The organism is Leptospira andrefontaineae (genome assembly GCF_004770105.1).
GTDB lineage: Bacteria > Spirochaetota > Leptospiria > Leptospirales > Leptospiraceae > Leptospira_B > Leptospira_B andrefontaineae.
Window position 1 is genome coordinate 296114 of the sequence record NZ_RQEY01000001.1, and the last position, 19713, is coordinate 315826.

Below are 19713 nucleotides of genomic sequence, written 5' to 3' on the forward strand. Positions count from 1 at the left end.
AGACTATAGTTATGATTTTTCAGATTGGAAACGGATTCTTCTATAGCGTCCCTTACGAAAAATATAGGGAATGATTAACCTAAATATTCTAAGACAACCATAGCCATGTCGTCATGAGAACTTTGTTCTTCTTGAGTGAAATGTTGGATCTTCCCGATCACTGAGTTACAAAAAAGTTCAGGCTCTAATTCTGAAAAGTTTTTGAGAAGATCTAAAAATCTATCGTCACCGTAAAAGTCCCCTTCTCTGGATCTAGCTTCCGGAAGACCATCGGTGTACAGAATGAGTTTATCGCCCTTAGTCAATTCAGTCTTTAAGGTCTGGTAATTTGGAGTAGATAAGAACTCGTTGATCGCAATTCCTGAAGGACGATAAGTCTCATGTTTTCCATTAGATTTACGGATCAGTATTGCTTCCGGATGCCCTGCGTTTGCGATCAATATCCTTCCTGACTCAGGATAAAATGTAATCATGGTAGCAGTCACAAAATTCCCATTTAGTTTTCCCATAAGTTGGGCTCTCATTTTTGCAAGCATGTATCCAGGATCGCTTAAATAGTCGGACCAATCCGCAAGAGCCATCTTTACCATGGCAGCCACCATCGCGGCTCCTGTTCCATGTCCGGTAACATCACAAATAAATATTCCGAGCGCCCTGCCGGTACGATCAGAGATTAGATCTACGAAATCTCCCCCCACATGCAACATAGGAATACATCTGAATGCAATTCTTACATTATGCGCCTTCGGAAGAATGGAAGGAAGTAGAGAAAATTGGATCTTCCCCGCAATTGCAAGATCCTTTTCGATCAATTTTGCCTTTGCTTCTATATCAAGTTTTTGTTCTTCTATCGTTTTGGTTCTTTCGATCACCAAGGTTTCCAAAGAATCATTCAAAGTTTTCTGCATTTCCAGATTTTCTTTCTGTGCTTCAAAAATCTTACGCTGCGCATCTTCTTTTTCTTTTTTGAGAATATTGATCTTATCTGCCAACGCAAATGAGAATATCAATGCAGACATGGAAGAACCGATGTACAATCCATCATCTGCCCAATTGGAAACTCCTACAAGATTCGCAAATTTTAAAACTACAAACATTCCTGAAATACACAAGAAGCTGAATGCCAATAAGAAGTATCTAGCAGGTCTGTAATTTTTAAAAAAACAAATGGAAGCTGCGATCAAAACTAAAGAAGGAGCAAGAATACTAAGAGCTAGACTTACTTTTACCGTAAATTCAGGAGGTAAAAACAAAGGAAAAAATATTAGAAGAGCATGGACTACCCAAGTGAAATGGAGGGAATAATTCAGATAACGATTTATATTCTCTTCCGTATTCAAAAACTTTTGCGCGAATAACACCAAGGAAGACATACATACTCCGGTAAAGACTACGTACAAATTCCTCTGCAGATCCGGATGTTCAGACCAAAGATATTGGAATCCATGTCCGGTTAGTACCAACTGTATCCCGAAAAATCCAAAAATATTGGTAACAAAGAACAAGTAACTGATATCTCGAGTAGATAAGAATATCAATAAATGATAAAGGATCATCACACACATGATCCCGTAATACAATCCAAGGCCTAAATTAATATCCGCATTATGATGATAGAATGTCTCAGGACTCCATACGATCAGAGGAAAAACCAAACCCCCGCTTGTGTTTAGTTTCAGATAAAAAGTACGGGTTTGTTCCGGTTGGAAATCTAATGTATAGATAAAATTTCTATGATTTACTTTCCGAACTGGATACGGAAAGGCCATCCCACTCGAATTGACTAACTCCTGTTTGCCGGAACTATCCTCCGCAAAGAAGTCTACTCGATCTATATTCGTATAATCTATTTCTAAAATTTTTCGGATCTGTGTCTTTTCTGAGTTTTTAAGGGTAATCCTGATCCAATAATCGAAGTTAGTCTGTCCGAAGTTCAACGGATCCATATCCGATTTTTTGAATTTTCCTGAATATTCTCTCGAAGAGACCTTCTCTATTCCTAGACCCTTATTAGAATCTTCTAAAAAGTAGACCTCAGTACTAATTCTTTTACGTTCTATTTGAGCAGATAAAGGAATGGCCTCCTCTGAAAACAAAGACGAGGCCCAAAAACATAAAATTAGAACTAAAACCCTGAATAGGTACATTGGAATACGTTTGTAGGAATATTTTACTCCTCCCTTCTTTAGGAAAGAATAAAATAGCCTTTTCATGATCCCAATGGCGGATGATTTATCATAACCGGATGCCGTTCGGCAGCGGCTATTCTTCCACTTCTTCTAATTTACGTTCATGAGTTACAGGGTACAAACGTTTTAAGTAAAGTTGAGTGGCCTTATCATCCGGGAATATGGAGATAACATTCTCAAACTGATGTTTGGCTTCCTCGAATGAGTTGGAGTAAAATGCCTTCACACCTTTTTCGTAGGGTTCTTTGGTTTTGAGTTTCAGATCCTGATATTGAGGTTCGTCTCCATCAAACACTTCATAAACGGAAACAGGCTTTTGTTTACCTTTCACTTTTACTCTGTCTAAAAAGCGGAAATGGAATTTGCCGTCTTTTTTAACCTCTTCGATTGTACTTTCACTGACTGCAATCCTGGAACCATATACTTTAGTGAGACTTTCTATCCTAGAAGCAAGGTTGACTGTATCTGAAATCACCGTACCTTCTAATCTTTCCTCCGCTCCGATCGTTCCGAGCATCAAAGAACCTGAATGTATTCCTACTCCAATCTGAATAGGAATATAACCTTGGCGATTTCTATGTTCATTATATTCTTTCAAATATCTCTGCATTTCTACGCCGGCGGAAACTGCATCTATTACGTTTCTTTGAAATAACGCCATAATAGCATCTCCGATAAATTTATCGATAAATCCATTATGTCTTTGGATAATAGGGCTCATCCTGCTTAAATAAGAATTAATGAAGTTGAAATTTTCAGCAGGAGTCATCTGTTCCGATAATGTAGTGAAAGAACGAATATCGCTGAATAGCACAGCCATTTCTTTTTGGATCTGATCTCCAAGTCTCACATCCAGAATGGAGTCCTTCCCTAAATTAGCCAAAAAGTCTTTCGGAACAAATCTAGCATACGATTCCGTGAGGATCTTTTGCATCTCCAATGTTTTTGCCTGAGCTTCTTCTTTTTCCTTCTTCATAATATTGATACGATCCGCCAAAGCGATGGAGAGAAGAATTACCTCCATAGTAGAACCCAAATATAATCCGTATTCAGTTAAGAAGGTAGAACCCAATACATTAATAAAACGAAGTACCACAACTGTGCCGGAAACAGTGAGAACTGTGAATGCCAAAAGAAAATAACGCGCAGGACGGAACTTCTTCATAAAGCTGATCACTGTAGCGGTAGGAATAAAAATCAAAACCGGGAGAGTCAGAACCAAAGCTAATTTTACTGTAATCTCAGGAGGTAAAACCAAAGGAGTCAACATGATGAAACCATGGGCAACAACCAGCACCTTCATGGATTTATCCAGCCATCTAGGAACATTCTCCCTTGTATTCAAAAACCTTTTTGTGAATAAAAGAACCGAGGCCATACAAATTCCGGTGAACACTACATAAAAATTTCTTTGTAAAAAAGGAAATGCAGGCCATAAATATTGGAATCCATGGCCGGTAAGGACCAACTGAATTCCTAAAAATCCAAGAATATAACATACATAGTAAAAATAACTCACGTCTCTTACTGAGAAGAAGATGAAAATATTATAGAGGATCATTACGATCATAACCCCATAATATAAACCTAAACCGTGTTGAACGTCCGCGTTGTATTGGGAGAATGTTTCCTTGTCCCAAAGTGTGAGCGGAATATTCAAACCACCGCTAGTCCATGTCATTAGATAATAAGTCTTTTGTTGTCCCGGGTCTAACTCGATCTGATAAACGAAGTTCCTATTCTTAAAACTTCTGGCAGAGAAAGGAAAAAGCATCCCGCTCTCTTCCTTAGAATAAGTGCCGTCCGAATTCGGTTTATAAAATTGTGCAATATCTATATTACTATAATTGATCTCCACAAGTTTAGAAACGGATTCGGGAGTATCATTTTCGAATGTTAATCGAAACCAATAATTATAATTTAATTGTCCAAAATCTAATGAATCTTTATCAGATTTAATGAATTTAGATCTTGTTTCAGGACTGGAAATGTCCTCGAACGTTAATTTTTTTTCAGGATCTTCAAGATAGTAAACGGACTTACCCAGAGGTAATCGTTCAATATCTTTACTAACGTGGATCTTATCTTCTGCAGATAAAGATGAGCCTGCGAATAACGCTGCGAAAATGATATAGAGAATAAAACTTTTACAATTCATAAATTACCAAATTTTAAACATTTATTAGATGGACATTTTTCAGATAGAACATCAGATATGTGACGAATGAATCCTCAAACAATCGTCACCTCGATAGAAATCCAGGCATCCCCTGAAAAAATTTGGGGCATTTTCACCGACTTCTCCAAGTTTCCTTCTTGGAATCCTTTTTTAAAAAGGATTCTCGGCAAACCGGTGCAAGACGGGACGATTATTGTTTTCGATTATTATTTTACGGGAGTGTATCTACCCACCAAGGCGTTGATATACGAACTCACCAATTCTAAATCCATATCTTGGAAAGGTGCCTTTCCGCTCTTTTTCAAATACATGTTTGCCGGAGATCATCGTTTCACTTTTGAAAAGATCACACCAGGTCGTACCAAATTCAGTCATACTGCGATCTTAACGGGGATTATGCCTAATGTATTTAGTTCACATATCCAAACTGCAGTACGTAATTCACATATAAAAATGAATCAAAAATTAAAAGAGTTAAGCGAAGATAATTTCTAATCTTGCTATCAGTCAAAAACTCCTTTTCTTTTCCATGATTCGAAATTTCGAATTCCTTTTTTAGCCATGATCGGATAGATCAAAGATAATAAAGAAGGGAATAATAACGCAACTCTCGCCAACAGACCTTGAGAATACGGCACATAGATCTCTGCCTTATCCGTTTGGATCGCTTTCCAAATTGCTTTTGCAACATCAGAAGGTGGTAAAGGTGGATTGATATAGGCCATAGGAGAACTATCTCTAGATGCCATATACTTTGTCATAGGTGATTGAATGGTTCCAGGAAGAATGGAGCTAACGCGTATTCCAATCTCTTTCCACTCTAAATACAAACTTAAAGCAAAACCTCTAAGCGCAAATTTAGTCGCACTATAGATAGAATGATGAGGAGCTGGAACAATCCCTGCCAGAGAAGATAAGATCACTAATTTGCCTTTCGATTTTTTAAGAGAAGGCATTCCTAATTTAGTCAATCGAATGGTTCCGATCACATTGATCCCAATTTGTTCATCTATCTCTTCCTGAGAAAGATTTTCAAATTTAGAAGGTCTCATGATCCCTGCATTATTCACAAGAACATCGATCTTTCCGAATTGTTTAATACATTCTGTGATCGCTTTTTCCGAATCTGAGGCCTTAGAAATATCACAAGGAAAAACAATATGATCTTTTCCTAATGTTTCAGCGAATTTTTTCAGATCCGAAGATTGCTTTTGCAAATCGGTCAAAAAGAGAAGATATCCCTTTTCGGAGAGAAGGGTCGCAGTTTCTCTGCCGATCCCTCCTGCTGCTCCTGTTAGAAAAACGACTGGTCGGTTTTCCTTAGACATTTTATCCTTTTTTCACTCCGTTGGAATTCTTACGTAGGAACTCCACTATCCTAGGGAACACGTCCTTATCGCTCTTTTTCCCCATCAGAGTGTCCTGATGGCCATAACCCTCGGCGATGAACAGTTCGTTTTTATTTCCCGGATTCAAACGATTTAACGTTTCGTAAGCAATAATATTAGAATCTTTGAATACCTTATTCTGATCACCGGTCATAAACAGTACCGGAGTTTTGATATCAGAAGCCTTATCTAGATAATTGTTTGGCAAGGAATTATAACGAGCATCCGTAGGAGTATACTTGATCATAGCCTTGCGACCAACAGCTTTCCTGATATGTCTATAATAGTTCATAGAAGTTGCCCCGAACAGGTCGCCAACCCTTCTATGGGTTATATCCGGAAGATTCGCATGCTCATAACAAGCCGGCCATCCGGTCCCCCACATTAAACTCAGCATATGACAAGCAGGCTCATCACATTCATGATGGAATAAACTTACAAATCTGGACAATAGTTTTCCAGAAGCTAAACCCGGAAGATAATACCAACGTGGATTCACATTCGGAAATCTGAAAACGGACTCCATCAAAAAAGGAGAGAACGCTAATTTGATCTTAGACCAAGTAGGCACATTAGGAGTGAGAGATACACTATTGGAGACAACGCTAGTCACTCCATCAATCTTTCCTCCGAATAAGCTCATGAAGAAGGAGATAGATCCGACACAATGTACAACAAAGTGGATCCTTTTTCCGGAACCTACTGCGTCTCTTACCACCTTTAAAGCGGCAGGTACATCATAAAGAGCGATATCATCTAAAGTATATCGATGAGGAAAAAGATTATAATTAAAACGTAAACTTCCTCTCCAATCAAAACTCCAAACATCAGTAAACCCATTCTCATGCAGGTAGGTCACAAGATTTTTATGCTCCGGCATAACGAACATATCCGTAGAAGTAGTAAGTCCATGCATGAGAACTACGACGTCCTTGCTCTCCTTCTTCTGAAAACGTACTAGATTAAGTGAAATTTTGTCTTCTGTCGTAAAAGGATGAAAAGTGACTTTAGAATTTTTAACTCCATCCAATGTGAATACAGGGATATCTCTTTCTCTCCATAATTCAGGCTCTGCTTTCCTGAATTGGGCTCCGTAGATTTCCCAAAGGTTTCCCATGAACAATTCACCGAATCTAAATAGCGCATCTTTCCTTTCAGAAAAAGTGCGACCATTCGACTTGAAAGTCGTCATTTGTTTAATAAAATCTTTTTCTAATATATGCAGGATACCTTTAGCGAGAACTTTCGCCTTAGGTTCCGCTTTTTCATCCACGAATCCTTCATATACGGTTGTATAAAGTGTAGAAGTGTCTCTCCAGATATTTAAAATGCCGTCGTCTACTACCTTCTTGAATCCGTTTAAAGTGATCTTCTTTCCTGCTTTGTTCTTTAAAAACAAACGGTATTTCATATGTTTTTCGTTGGCGGAAGGTTTTCCATAATCCACAAAACAGTTAAAGACACCTTTTTCTACTTCGAATCTTCCACCCAATGGCTGACATTCTACCCAACCGATCGCTTCTCCAGTTTCATCCGGATCATACACAAAAAACTGGGTATCAGGAACTCGGATCGTTAGGTGAAACATCAGATAGTTTCCTGCCTTCTTCCCCGCAGCATAATCTTCTTGGTAATTAAAAGATCCAGGCATGGAAACGAAACCTTTCATTTCCTCTGTGAATTCCAAACTTACCGGATGAGAATTGACTCCTGTTTTGCCTAACTTAGATTTGCCGGCATTTTTTTTTGATTTATTTTTCGTCGCTGTAGCCAATCGAATATCCTACCTTAAACTTGCATTCGGCTTCTTGCCTGTAATACCTTCCGCAACCATTTCCGAAAGAGCAGAAATAGTCATTGAAGGGTTCGCCCCCACTGCGGTAGGCAATAAGCTACCATCCGCAACATATAAACCTTCGTAACCGAAAACCTTACCGAAAGTTTTAGGATCAGAAGAACAAACTCCCGAATTTGCAGAAGGTCCCAAAACACAACCGCCCAGAGGGTGGACAGTAACGTTATTACGGACCGGCCAAGAATAAGTCGGCATCGGGAATCGGGTTTTTGCGTCGGTGAATTTCGCGAACCTTTTGTTCACATCCATTATGGTATTATAAAGTGTTAAATTCTCTTTTTGGGGCCATTGGATCTGAAGGTTTCCTTTTTTATCCAGATACATCTTCCCGTCGGAACTATCTATCCCCATACACAGAAGAACTGCGGAAGTGTAAGAAAGATCTCCTTTCAGAGCTTCGCTTAGAAGAAATCCAACTCTACCGAAAATTTTACCGCTTATGATACTCTTGAATAGCTCTCCGATAAAATGGAAGACATACTTCAATTTAAAGATAATAGGGATAGCGCCCGAAACAAAATAAGAAGCAAATACCGGATAACTTGCGTCTTCCAATAAGAATGCCTTTTTAGAATCGAAACTGGAGAATAAATTATAATCCGTATACTGAGTGATGACTGGACCATAATTCGGATCCGCTGGCTTCTTCCCCTTAGCTGCAAAAGAAAGAAAATCGCCATTTCCTGAAAATTGAGTCCCCAGTTTATCCGAGATCTTAGACAGAGTCTTAAACTTTGTTTTACATTTGAGTAGAAGTTCCGTAGATCCCAAAGTCCCGGCAGAAACCACGATCCGCTTCGTATCTGCAAAAGATTCGGAGGGATTTCCATTTTGTAAGTTCAGATAATGGACCCTAAAGCCGTGTTCTCCTGATTGAGAAGGATCTTCCTCTCCTTTCTTATTCAAAGGAACAATCTTAGTAGCAAGATGTTCCGTTTTGATCTCTGCCTTATTTGAATGCCTTGCTACAAAAAGATAATTCAGGTCCAGAGTGTTCTTAGAATGGGTATTACATCCTACATCACATTCTGCACAATAAGTACAAGAAGTTTGGACTGCTCCGAAGCGGTTCTTTTCTTGAACTCCTATAGGAGTAGGTTTTCTAAAATCGTTCCCAAAGAACACATTGATGTCTGCCCTTTTGGAAACCCTGGATTCATGTTTAGCAAAATGTTCGTATAATTCCGTACGAACTACTTTACGTCTATCTTCTCCGGTATCGGGAATCGGTCTTGAACCTAAGATATCTTTTACTATTTTATAATAAGGTTTTAAATGTTTCTTTTTAATAGTTTCCGGCCAGCGATGATCGAAAATATGATCAGGTGGCTCCAAAAACACGTTTGCATAGATCAAAGAACCTCCGCCTAAACCGGCGGAAAGAACTACATCAAGTTTCGGATAATTACGAATATCGAATAATCCAGTTTGTCTGCCTGCTCTTTTGAACTTAGAAGATCTAGGAATAGGACCTTCTTCAGGAATATTCCAGAAGTTTTTGGACATTCCTTCCGGAGATCTAGGAAAAGATCCTTTAGGATATTCTTTCCCTCGTTCGAGTACTAAAACTTTGCCTGGCCATTTCTTAGATAAACGACAGGCATTGATCGAACCGCCGAATCCGGTTCCGATTATTATAGCCTCGTAAAGTTTCAAGCAGCCCTCCTAACGTCGAAAAATCTACTTATTTGCCGTATTTACCTAAAAATAGCAATAATTAATTGATTTTATTAACGTTTTTTGAATGATTCACATCCTAAATGCCAAAGAGTAAAATTAAATATATCGTTATCTCCGACATTCATCTAGGAGCATATAACAGTTTACTTACATACATCGAAGAGTTCCCTGATCCCGTAAAAGATTCGGATAGATTCAAAGTAAATCCTCAGAAAACTTCTCCTGCGCTTGCTGAACTTCTAAACTGTTTAAAACATATCGTTCACTCGGTTAATGGTTCTTCGAAACCTCCTCAATTCATATTATTAGGAGACGTGCTTGAATTAGCATTAGGCGATATTAATGAAGCGTCCATGACCTTCGAAAGATTTTTAGAGATCGCATATAAAGAAACGAAACATCTTTTTTCAGAGAGTATTCTTTATATCCCGGGAAATCACGATCATCATCTTTGGGAAACTGCTAGAGAAAAGCAGTATATGGAATACATCGCAAACTTAAAGCCGAGCCAATACATCAACCAAACGTGGCATACCACAAAGATGGTAAATCCTGACTTTATACAATCCGATCTACTAACCGGGATTTTAAGAAGAAATAAAAAATTAAAAAGGGCTGAAGCAGTGATTGCTTATCCGAATTTGGAAATTTCTTCTAAAAACGGAAAACGTTCCGTATTTTTAACTCACGGACATTTTTTAGAAAACATTTATTCTTTGATGAGTACAATGCAAAGGATCTTACTTCCAGATATTGATGAAGATCCGGACGGACCTAAACGTAATCGTTCTGTTTGGAGCAAAATGAATGATTATAACCCGTTTAAAAGGGCAAAAGAAATCACCACTCCAAAATCCATTTATGTTCTTGAGCGGGAGAATTTTGCATGGATAGACTTCTTCTGGTCTACACTTGGAAGATCCGGAAAAGTAGGAACAGGCATAGGACTTATTTATGATATGCTTCAGGATACTAAAGCAGTCGGAAAATTAGCACAAAACGTCTCCGCTTATTTATTAAGAAATTTGAATCTTCCATTCTTGCTCCGTATATTAGGGATCAAATGGCTTCTATATAAAGGATTCTCCTACATTCTCACTAAGGTCGTGGTAAAAGTAGGACAGGCGGAAAGAGGAATGTCCAATTCCGTATTAAGCGAGGAAGTAGTTCACAATATGGATTCTTACTTAGCGGAAACTCTTCCTGTACAGTGGAAAGCGGAGACACAAAGAACTAAAAGAGAGTTCCCGAATGATTATACTCTTATCTTCGGCCATACTCATAAACCATTTGCAGTCCAGACCCAAGACTTAGGTTTAAAAATTTCAGGCAAAGAAGTATTCAACACAGGTGGCTGGGTAGTAGATACGGTCCAACCGATGTCCTCCCATGGAGGAGCAGTGTTATTCATAGACGAAGATGCAAACGTCGCCTCTTTTAAGGTTTATACGGAAGGAGAAATAAAACCTAATTTCTTGGTTCCCGATGGAAAAACAAATCCGATGTATGAGGCATTAGTGGAGAATGTAGATCTTCAAAACAAAAAGTTCGGAGCATTATCCAAATCTTTAGAAGAAGAAATACGGATCAGAAGAAGATATCTAAAAGTCAGGATCAAAGAATAAATTAAGATTTTTGCAAGTATCTGGAGGGAATAACGGAGATCTCCTCCTTCTTCTCTCCTACACTATTCTCGAAAACTTCGGAATATTCCTTAAAGTTCGTCCCCATTACCCTATCCCAAAAATTGAAATAAAGACTATAATTCCCATGGAATTTCTGGTGATGAAGATTATGATGAGTAGAAGTATTGATCCATTTTAATACCGGATGAGTGGTCCAACCTTTTGGAAAAAACTCATACCCGAGATGCCACCAGATATTCATGATCATCGCATAAAACGTGTGGATCAGAAAAACATAGAAGTGAAGCGGAAGTATACAAAGAGCAGGAACCACATACACTCCTTCTAAAAAAGCTTCTACCCAATGAAAATTATAAGCTGCCATGGGAGAAGGATTTACTGATCTATGATGAACAGAGTGAATATAGGGGTAAATTTTCCGATGATGCATGATCCGATGAGCCCAATAAAACCAAGTCTCATGCCAGATCGTAAGTAATATAAAACTGAATATCGCGTAACCCAGCCCGTATTCTACAAAATCTTTATAAGTCTTTAGATGGAGTATTTTTAATTTTCCAAGAATATAAACGGTAACAGCAATCGTGCTGAACATAATTAAGGTAATAGCGGATTGTTTTAACTCAAAGATGGTCCTTTCTTTTTTAGGAAAATCTTTTTGGATCCGAAACTTTTGAAAGAGATCCTTTTTCCAAACCCAGAAAATCAGAAATGCAAGGCCTGCAATCGGATAATAACGCAGAAAATTCATTTTCAATTGATAAAGAGCAAAACCGGAAACACAATATTCCCAACTTAATTCACAAACGAATCTCATTCCAACCTTCCGAGTTTAGAATAACCGATTTTTAAGATTTAGTCTTTCAAAAAATGGGTCGACGGATTCACAGAAAAGCGATCCACTAATCGATTCTTATGGCATTCAAAAGAAGTATATTCGCAAGCGCATCCGAAGATAGATTGGAAAACCTAGTTTTAGAAAGATTAAAGCCGGGAGCCGACAAGGAAAAAATAGACGCCCGTATCTGGGACCTATTCGGAGAAGTTTGGTGTATTATGTTCACCGACCTATCCGGGTTTTCTCGAGGAGTAGAAAAATTCGGGATCATTCATTTTCTACAAACAATACATGAATCCGAAAGAGTATTAGTACCTATCATAGAAGATCATGATGGAATACTTCTCAAATCGGAAGGAGATAGCTTTTTAGTGATTTTTCGCAATGTAGGCAAAGGACTACAAGCGGCAATCAGAATGCAGAAAGAATTATTAGAATATAATAAGGACAAAATCCCGGAAGAAAAGATACTTCTCTGCGTGGGACTAGGCTACGGAAAAGTTTTGAAAATAGGCGACTCAGACGTTTTCGGTTCGGAAGTAAACACAGCAAGCAAGTTGGGAGAAGATACTGCCGAGGCCGGCGAGATCCTAATCACACAAACTGTTTTTGATAATGCACAAGATACAGGTTTAAAGTTTGAGCCGATAAAAGATGTTCCGGCAGGAACGAATGGCGCGTTTAGGGTTTTATATTAGACACTATTCATACGACTCCATCTTCGAATCACTCATATCAACAAGAACCGAACCAGGAAACCAAGCGCTCGTATAACCTTTTCCTTTATAAAAACAACCCCCTCCCCAATCTAAAGGAATATCCGCATAATACCAAGTTTCGGATTTTCCTTTAGGATCTTTATTTCCTTGGGTCTTGCCAAGAAGTACCACTTTGGATTTTTCCGGGAATTTATCCGTTTGGATCCGTTTTCCATCCTCGTTCGTATTACAAATGATAGAGGGGAAATCATATCCAGGACCAGTACGTCCAGGGGTTGATCTAGATAAGTATTTTGTTTTTCCAGGAATGGTTTTAACTGGAATACCTTCAATCTTTCTATCTGTTGATTCGGGAAGAGGAAATCCTCCGAAATAGTCTGCATCGTTGGAACAATATAATTTTGCAGAATATCGAATGGAATACTTTGTAGGAACGATTGAACAAGTTCGACTAACTTGGAAATTATATGGCTTACAAGATTCTTCTTCGGAAGCCTTCATGATGATCTTGTCCGATTCTATTTTATAAGTTCCTGAATATCCTCCGCATCCGTCTCCGTCATAATTTTCAAAAAATGTAAAGTCTTCTCTGAATTCTAAATACCAACCGAAAGTCCGATTCTCCGGTCCCCAATAAATTCCTAATATAGATTCTTGTTTTATTTCGGCTTTGTGATCCGATGCCAGGGTTAAATGAATTCCGGCAAAAATCAGAGATACAAGTAAAAGTTTTTTCATTATGAATACATAAATTAGGCCCGGTTTGATACCGAGCCTAACCGTTATTAAACATTTGTTCTTAAGGAATTAATTTAGTAGGAATGTCCTTTTTATCAATTTCCTTTCTTTGAGTCTTATTCTGTCCATGTCTATAATCCGAAATGGCTTGATAAACGGATTTTCTAACTCGATTAATTCCACCTAGAGGCTTATGTTCTTGGAGAGAATGCCAAGGAGTATAGGATACGTTTTCACAAAGAGAATCCATTTTCTCATTCGTAAATTCCTGCTTAGGGATCAGAATTTCAGCAACAGGATAGAATGGAGAAACTTCTTCATCCCAAACAACTGCAGGATCTTCTACAGGCATTAGTTTAGGATCTTTTTGGACTTGGACCATAAAAGTAAAACAAGCGGAAGATTCTTTCAGTTGTTTACTCATCACTTCTCTTAGATAATTTTCAGCAGGACTATCCGGTATTTCCGATTTAGTATCTGCACATGGTTTTACGGAGTATTTCACCGCTTTCCCTTCTCCAAATGCGTACGGTGTTGTAGACCAATAACGAATTTCTAATGGACTTGTGATTTTTTTACCACGGATAGCTCTTACTTTTGAAAGACCGCCTAGTTTCCAACTAAATGGATTCCAACCGAAAAAGTAAGAACCTGGTTTGCCTGCAAATGCTGCTTCGAATAAAGCAAGGTATTCATCCGGTGCACCCACAGGAAGAACTGGATGATTGATCAACAGAAAATCATGGGTCTTTTCTTGTGCTTCTTCAGCTAAGATCTTTTTTCCGGGAACATCGAAAAGTTTAATACCGATCCCACGAATATCTCCTTCCAAGTCTGCTTTCGGTTTTTGAGATCCGTTAGAAAAGCGAACCAAACCTTGATACGATTTTCCAGGTTGGAAAACTCCCAATTTATATTGCGGATCTAGATCTTTTTTTACGGTAAAGTTAACAGCCATACATCCATGATGTTTTGGATGTGCATCTCTTCTTACAACAGCTCCGTCCTTATAGGATTCTTTAAGCGAAGTTAAAGTGAGTTCTAAAGTCCGTTTAGCTATAGATTCTTCTTCAGGAAAAGGGTATTCTTTTCCCAGTTCGACGGAATCCGGGATTTTTACGTATGGTCCCCCACAGGAAAAAGAGAATATTAGAAAGGATAGATATAAGATAGAAAGTTTTTGTCCCATGGCCTGATTCTGACCCGAGAAATTCTTTTGTCCATATAAAAGATGCAGCGAATCTAGTAGGGTTTGGAGAAATAAAAAAGGGACTCTATGTCGAGTCCCTTCATTAAACTTGCCCGCGGTCTCATGCAACCGCGAACTATTTAAAAGATTCTTACCAGCGATAGTGGCTGAATGCTTTGTTAGCATCTGCCATTTTACGGATATCTTCTTTCTTCTTGATTGCAGCTCCGGTGCCTTTTTGAGCCTCGATAAATTCTGCAGCAAGCTTGTTCGCCATTCCTTTTTCGTTTCTGTCCCTGGAATAACGGATCAACCATCTGATTCCAAGAGCTAAACGTCTTTCAGGGCGAACTTCGATAGGAACTTGGTAAGTCACACCACCTACTCGGCGGGATTTTACTTCCACTTGTGGTTTAACGTTTTCTAATGCTTCTTTAAAAGTAACGTAAGGATCATTTCCTGTCTTTTTTTGGATCAGATCCAGAGCGTCATAAAACAAAGATTCCGCTACGGATTTTTTTCCGTCCAACATCAAGCAGTTGATAAACTTCGCGATGTTTGCATCTCCATAAACCGAATCCGGTTGGATCTTGCGTGGTTCTACTTTTCCTCTTCTTCTAGACATTCCTAACTCCCTTACGCCTTAGGTTTTTTCGTTCCATACTTAGAACGACTCTTACGACGTTTATCGATACCGAGAGTATCCAAGGTACCACGGATAATATGATAACGAACCCCTGGAAGGTCTTTTACCCTTCCCCCGCGGATAAGAACAACGTTGTGCTCTTGCAGGTTATGTCCCTCTCCGGGAATATAAGCGGTCACTTCAATACCGGTTGTTAAACGAACCCTTGCAACTTTTCTCAAAGCTGAGTTCGGTTTTTTCGGTGTGAAGGTAGTCACCTTCGTGCACACTCCCCGACGCTGCGGGCTACTTTTTAATGCAGGAGATTTAGATTTGTTAACCTGTTTCTTCCTGCCGTGACGTATAAGTTGGCTAATTGTAGGCATGAGTTTCTTCTTTTTAGCAGGCCGGTGACCTATTTTACCAGTTCTACCGACCCTGCTCTATTGTAAAGCTTTCCTTTAATTCTCGTTGTCTTCCGGTATGGCCATCGGAATTTCTTCCTCTTCCACTTCCAGAGGACGATCTAGATCCCCGTAAGTTTCTTTGAACACCGCGACGTCGCGATATTTTCTCATTCCGGTTCCCGCAGGGATCATGTGACCGATAATAACGTTCTCTTTAAGTCCCGCTAAGTTATCAGTTTTTCCTTTGATTGCAGCGTCAGTTAACACCTTAGTTGTTTCCTGGAAGGAAGCAGCAGAGAAGAACGACTCGGTATTCAAAGATGCTTTCGTTAAACCTAATAAGATCGGAACACACTGAGCAGGAGATCCTCCTTCAGCTATCACTCTCTTGTTTTCTTCCAAGAAAGCGAAACGATCTACTTGTTGTTGGTTCACGAAAGATGTGTCTCCGGAATCGGTAATTAAAACCTTACGCATCATCTGGCGAACAACTACTTCGATGTGCTTATCGTTGATATGCACCCCTTGTAGTCTATAAACCTCTTGAACCTCTTGCACAAGATATACTTGAAGTGCAGTAACACCTTTTACTCTCAAGATATCGTGTGGATCCAAGTTTCCATCGTCCATTTGATCTCCGCGTTTTACGAAGTCTCCGTGACGAACACGTAATTGTTTTCCGATCGGAATGGTTACTTTTACTTTATCCAGCTCTTCGTTATCAGGAACGATATAGAGAACTCGTTTTTCTTTTACGATCTCTCCGTTATCTTCTATCCTTCCATCAGTTTCTGCAAGAGTGGTTGCGTCTTTAGGACGACGAGCTTCGAAAAGTTCATCTACCCTTGGAAGACCACCGGTAATATCCCGGGTTTTTTCCGCAACGGTTGGGATCTTGAAGAGAATATCTCCCGCTTTCACTTTGTCTCCGTTTTGAACGGAGATGATCGCATCCACAGGGACCAGATATTCTTCCTTGCTTCCGCCGGAAGTTACCACGATCCTTGGGATCAATTTTTCCCTACGTTGCTCGATTACTTTATAATTAACGTTAGATGTCTTAACGTCCTCGTCCCTACGAACGTTCTTACCAACTTCCAGATCCACCCAAGAGGCAGTTCCTTCAATCTCGGTAACACCGATCTCGTTGAATGGGTCGAATTCTCCAAGAGCTTGGTTCGGTTCAGTGATCTGTGCAACTTTTACATGCAGAGTAGTAGAAGTTTTTACAGGAACAACCGCTTCTTCTCCCAGAATTCTGAAAAGACCATCAGCGATCTTAACTGTTCCTGGAGCTTCGGAAGTTACGTTCTCTCCGGAAGCAAGAGTTGCAACCAACTCCCCTTTATCCACCTTCTGTCCGTTTTCAACTCTTAGGTTGGTAAGTTCGGAAGAATTGAACTGTTGGATCAATCTTTGAACTACGATGGATCCACGACGAGAGAAGATCAAACCTCTATCAGAAGTTTGTAATATTCTACCGTTAATCGAATTTACGATTGCGCGGTATCCTACTTTGTGTTCCTTCTCTTGAACTTTTGCAGATGCGGCACCACCGATGTGGAATGTTCTCATTGTAAGCTGAGTTCCAGGCTGACCGATAGATTGTGCTGCGATAGTTCCAACAGCCTCTCCGATCTCAGCAGGAGTCAGACGAGCCATGTCCATACCGTAACATTTAATACAGATTCCCCAACGAGCTTCGCAAGTTAGAGGAGAACGAACTTTGATCTTTTCGTAACCAAGGTTCTCCAGTTTTTGCCCTACTTCTCTTGTGATCAAAGATCCTTTAGGATAAACCACACTTTCAGTAACTGGGTCAACGATGTCCTCAGAAGTATAACGTCCGAATACACGGTCGCTTAGAGAAACGATAACGTTCTCTCCTTCTTTTACGGTTCCAAGAGTAATACATTCTTCGGTTCCGCAATCGTCTTCAGCAACGATCACGTCTTGAGAAATATCCACCAAACGACGAGTCAGGTAACCTGCGTCCGCAGTTTTTAACGCTGTATCCGCAAGACCTTTACGAGCACCGTGAGTAGAGATGAAGAACTCAAGAACGCTCAATCCCTCGCGGAAGTTGGAACGAATCGCAAGCTCGATGATCTCACCGGAAGGTTTCGCCATCAGACCGCGCATACCAGCCAACTGACGGATCTGTTGTTTAGATCCACGAGCACCGGAAGCCGCCATGATGAAGACAGGATTATAACCACCCTTATCTTTTTCCAATTCCTTGAACATAGAGTCTGTGATGAGGTCGTTGGTCTTAGTCCAGATCTCGATTACTTTCTTCTTACGTTCTTCGTTTGTGATAATACCTTTACGATATTCTCCGTCGGCTTTTTCTACTTCTTTGTTAGCATCACCAACAAGAGTAACTTTACCTGGAGACACTCTGATATCTTCGATAGAGATGGTCGGGCTGAAGATAGTTGCATAACGATATCCTAATTTCTTAATATCGTCCAGCATCAGAACGGTTTGAGCCGGTCCGTATTTCTCATAAACTTCCGCAATGATCCTGTTCGTCTCTTTATCGGAAAGAGCACGGTTCACATAAGGATATCCTTCTGGAAGAACTGTGTTGAAGATCAAACGACCCGCAGTAGTCTCCAAGATCTTTCCTTGGTGAAGAACGGAAATTTTAGTTCTATATTCTATCACTCCTCTATCGATCGCGTAAGTAACCTCATCCAGGTTCGCAAAAGATTTAAGAGGAACTCCCGCTTCAGAAGGAACTTCTGAAGTAAGATAATAAATTCCAAGAACGATATCTTGAGTAGGTCCGCAGATCGGGTGACCGTTTGCAGGATTCAAGATATTGTGAGGAGAAAGCATGAGCATCCATACTTCCAACTGAGCTTTTGGAGTCAGCGGGACGTGGATCGCCATCTGGTCCCCGTCGAAGTCAGCGTTGAATGCATGACATACAAGAGGGTGAAGTTTGATCGCTTTTCCTTCGACTAGCACAGGAAGGAATGCTTGGATCCCTAAACGGTGAAGAGTAGGAGCACGGTTTAACATGACCGGGTGTTCTTTCACTACTGTTTCCAGAACGTCGAAAACTTCTTTTTCTTCTGCTTCTACTTTCTTCTTAGCAGATTTGATGTTAGGAGCTAAGTCCAGATCCACCAAACGTTTCATGATGAAAGGTTTGAATAGCTCGAGAGCCATCTTCTTAGGAAGACCCATCTCGTGGTATTTCAACTCAGGACCTACTACGATCACGGAACGACCGGAGTAATCCACACGCTTACCAAGTAAGTTTTGGCGGAAACGACCCTGTTTTCCTTTCAACATGTCTGAAATAGATTTAAGAGGTCTGTTACCTTTACCTTTTACGGTACGTTTGCGGCGGCTATTATCGAATAACGCGTCAACCGCTTCTTGGAGCATACGTTTTTCGTTACGAACGATGATCTCAGGAGCTTTTAACGCGAGAAGGCGTTTTAGACGGTTGTTTCTATTGATAACACGACGATATAGATCGTTCAAGTCAGAAGTAGCAAAACGTCCACCTTCTAACTGAACCATTGGACGAAGTTCAGGTGGAATGACCGGAACCACATCAAGAACCATCCACTCAGGACGGTTTCCTGAATCGCGGAAAGCTTCTAATACTTCCAAACGTTTCAGGATTCTTTTATCGGAGATCTTTTCTTTTTCTTGGATCTTTTGGCGAATGATGCGAGCTTCTGCATCAACATCGATACGAGAAAGAAGTTCTTTGATCGCGTCCGCACCGATACCTGCAACAAACTTGTCGCCGTATTCGTCTAGGTAAGCGTGATATTCTTCTTCGTCGATGAGCTCACCGCGATTTCTTCCGGTATCAGCCGGATCGATGATCACATATTTTTCGAAATAAAGAACGCTCTTGAGCTGATTGATGGTCATGTCCAAGAGAAGTCCCATTCTGGAAGGAACGGAACGGTAGTACCAGATATGAGAAACTGGAGCTGCGAGTTCGATATGACCCATACGCTCACGACGAACTTTAGAGTGAGTTACCTCAACGCCACATTTGTCGCAAACCACACCTTTGTAACGGATGGACTTGAATTTTCCGCAGTAACATTCCCAGTCCTTAGTAGTTCCGAAAATTTTCTCGCAGAAAAGACCGTCTCTCTCTGGTTTTAAAGTACGGTAATTGATTGTCTCAGGCTTTTTGACTTCTCCGTAAGACCATTCTTTGATCCTTTCCGGAGATGCTAATCTGATTGTTATTGATTCAAAATCGTTATTGGATCTCAT

Annotated in this window: 14 protein-coding genes; 3 read left to right on the plus strand and 11 right to left on the minus strand. The window is 39.9% G+C overall.

Annotated elements, in window-relative coordinates:
- Positions 1-74: 74 nt before the first annotated feature.
- Positions 75-2213 (minus strand): 7TM diverse intracellular signaling domain-containing protein, encoded by a 2139-nt coding sequence (locus EHO65_RS01430; RefSeq protein WP_135772449.1) that lies wholly within the window; start codon positions 2211-2213, stop codon positions 75-77.
- 49 nt (positions 2214-2262) lie between these two features.
- Entirely contained in the window at positions 2263-4347 is a 2085-nt protein-coding gene (locus EHO65_RS01435; protein WP_135772450.1) for a 7TM diverse intracellular signaling domain-containing protein, read from the minus strand.
- Positions 4348-4413: 66 nt separating this feature from the next.
- On the opposite strand from EHO65_RS01435, the gene EHO65_RS01440 reads away from it, so the two are divergent.
- Positions 4414-4863, plus strand: coding sequence for an SRPBCC domain-containing protein (locus EHO65_RS01440; RefSeq protein WP_135772451.1), 450 nt, complete (start codon positions 4414-4416; stop codon positions 4861-4863).
- Positions 4864-4871: 8 nt separating this feature from the next.
- Here EHO65_RS01440 and EHO65_RS01445 read toward each other — a convergent pair whose 3' ends face one another.
- Genes EHO65_RS01445 through EHO65_RS01455 form a run of 3 tightly spaced genes read right to left on the minus strand, consistent with a single transcriptional unit; the run spans position 4872 to position 9267 of the window.
- Complete coding sequence (locus EHO65_RS01445) at positions 4872-5696, minus strand: SDR family NAD(P)-dependent oxidoreductase (protein ID WP_135772452.1); 825 nt, start codon at positions 5694-5696, stop codon at positions 4872-4874.
- A gap of 1 nt (position 5697) precedes the next feature.
- Complete coding sequence (locus tag EHO65_RS01450) at positions 5698-7530, minus strand: alpha/beta hydrolase (protein ID WP_135772453.1); 1833 nt, start codon at positions 7528-7530, stop codon at positions 5698-5700.
- 9 nt (positions 7531-7539) lie between these two features.
- Positions 7540-9267, minus strand: a complete 1728-nt coding sequence (locus EHO65_RS01455; RefSeq protein ID WP_135772454.1) for a GMC oxidoreductase — start codon at positions 9265-9267, stop codon at positions 7540-7542.
- Between the two features lie 104 nt (positions 9268-9371).
- Here EHO65_RS01455 and EHO65_RS01460 point away from each other — a divergent pair, with 104 nt between their 5' ends.
- A complete protein-coding gene (locus EHO65_RS01460; protein WP_135772455.1) occupies positions 9372-10916 on the plus strand; it encodes a metallophosphoesterase in 1545 nt (514 codons plus the stop codon).
- Position 10917: 1 nt separating this feature from the next.
- On the opposite strand, the gene EHO65_RS01465 is transcribed toward EHO65_RS01460, so the two are convergent.
- The gene (locus EHO65_RS01465) at positions 10918-11754 is read right to left on the minus strand and encodes a sterol desaturase family protein (protein ID WP_135772456.1); all 837 of its coding nucleotides are present in this window, start codon (positions 11752-11754) and stop codon (positions 10918-10920) included.
- A gap of 98 nt (positions 11755-11852) precedes the next feature.
- On the opposite strand from EHO65_RS01465, the gene EHO65_RS01470 reads away from it, so the two are divergent.
- Positions 11853-12473, plus strand: a complete 621-nt coding sequence (locus tag EHO65_RS01470) for an adenylate/guanylate cyclase domain-containing protein (RefSeq protein WP_135772457.1) — start codon at positions 11853-11855, stop codon at positions 12471-12473.
- Between the two features lie 3 nt (positions 12474-12476).
- Here EHO65_RS01470 and EHO65_RS01475 read toward each other — a convergent pair whose 3' ends face one another.
- From EHO65_RS01475 to rpoC, 5 genes are all read right to left on the minus strand, one after another.
- Positions 12477-13232, minus strand: coding sequence for a hypothetical protein (locus EHO65_RS01475; RefSeq protein WP_135772458.1), 756 nt, complete (start codon positions 13230-13232; stop codon positions 12477-12479).
- A 61-nt stretch (positions 13233-13293) separates the two neighbouring features.
- Positions 13294-14421, minus strand: coding sequence for a catalase family protein (locus tag EHO65_RS01480; protein ID WP_135772459.1), 1128 nt, complete (start codon positions 14419-14421; stop codon positions 13294-13296).
- 151 nt (positions 14422-14572) lie between these two features.
- On the minus strand, positions 14573-15046 hold the full coding sequence (rpsG, locus tag EHO65_RS01485) for a 30S ribosomal protein S7 (protein WP_008594381.1): 474 nt from the start codon (positions 15044-15046) through the stop codon (positions 14573-14575).
- A gap of 11 nt (positions 15047-15057) precedes the next feature.
- A complete protein-coding gene (gene rpsL / locus EHO65_RS01490) occupies positions 15058-15432 on the minus strand; it encodes a 30S ribosomal protein S12 (RefSeq protein ID WP_008596375.1) in 375 nt (124 codons plus the stop codon).
- A gap of 75 nt (positions 15433-15507) precedes the next feature.
- Entirely contained in the window at positions 15508-19713 is a 4206-nt protein-coding gene (gene rpoC, locus EHO65_RS01495) for a DNA-directed RNA polymerase subunit beta' (RefSeq protein WP_135772460.1), read from the minus strand.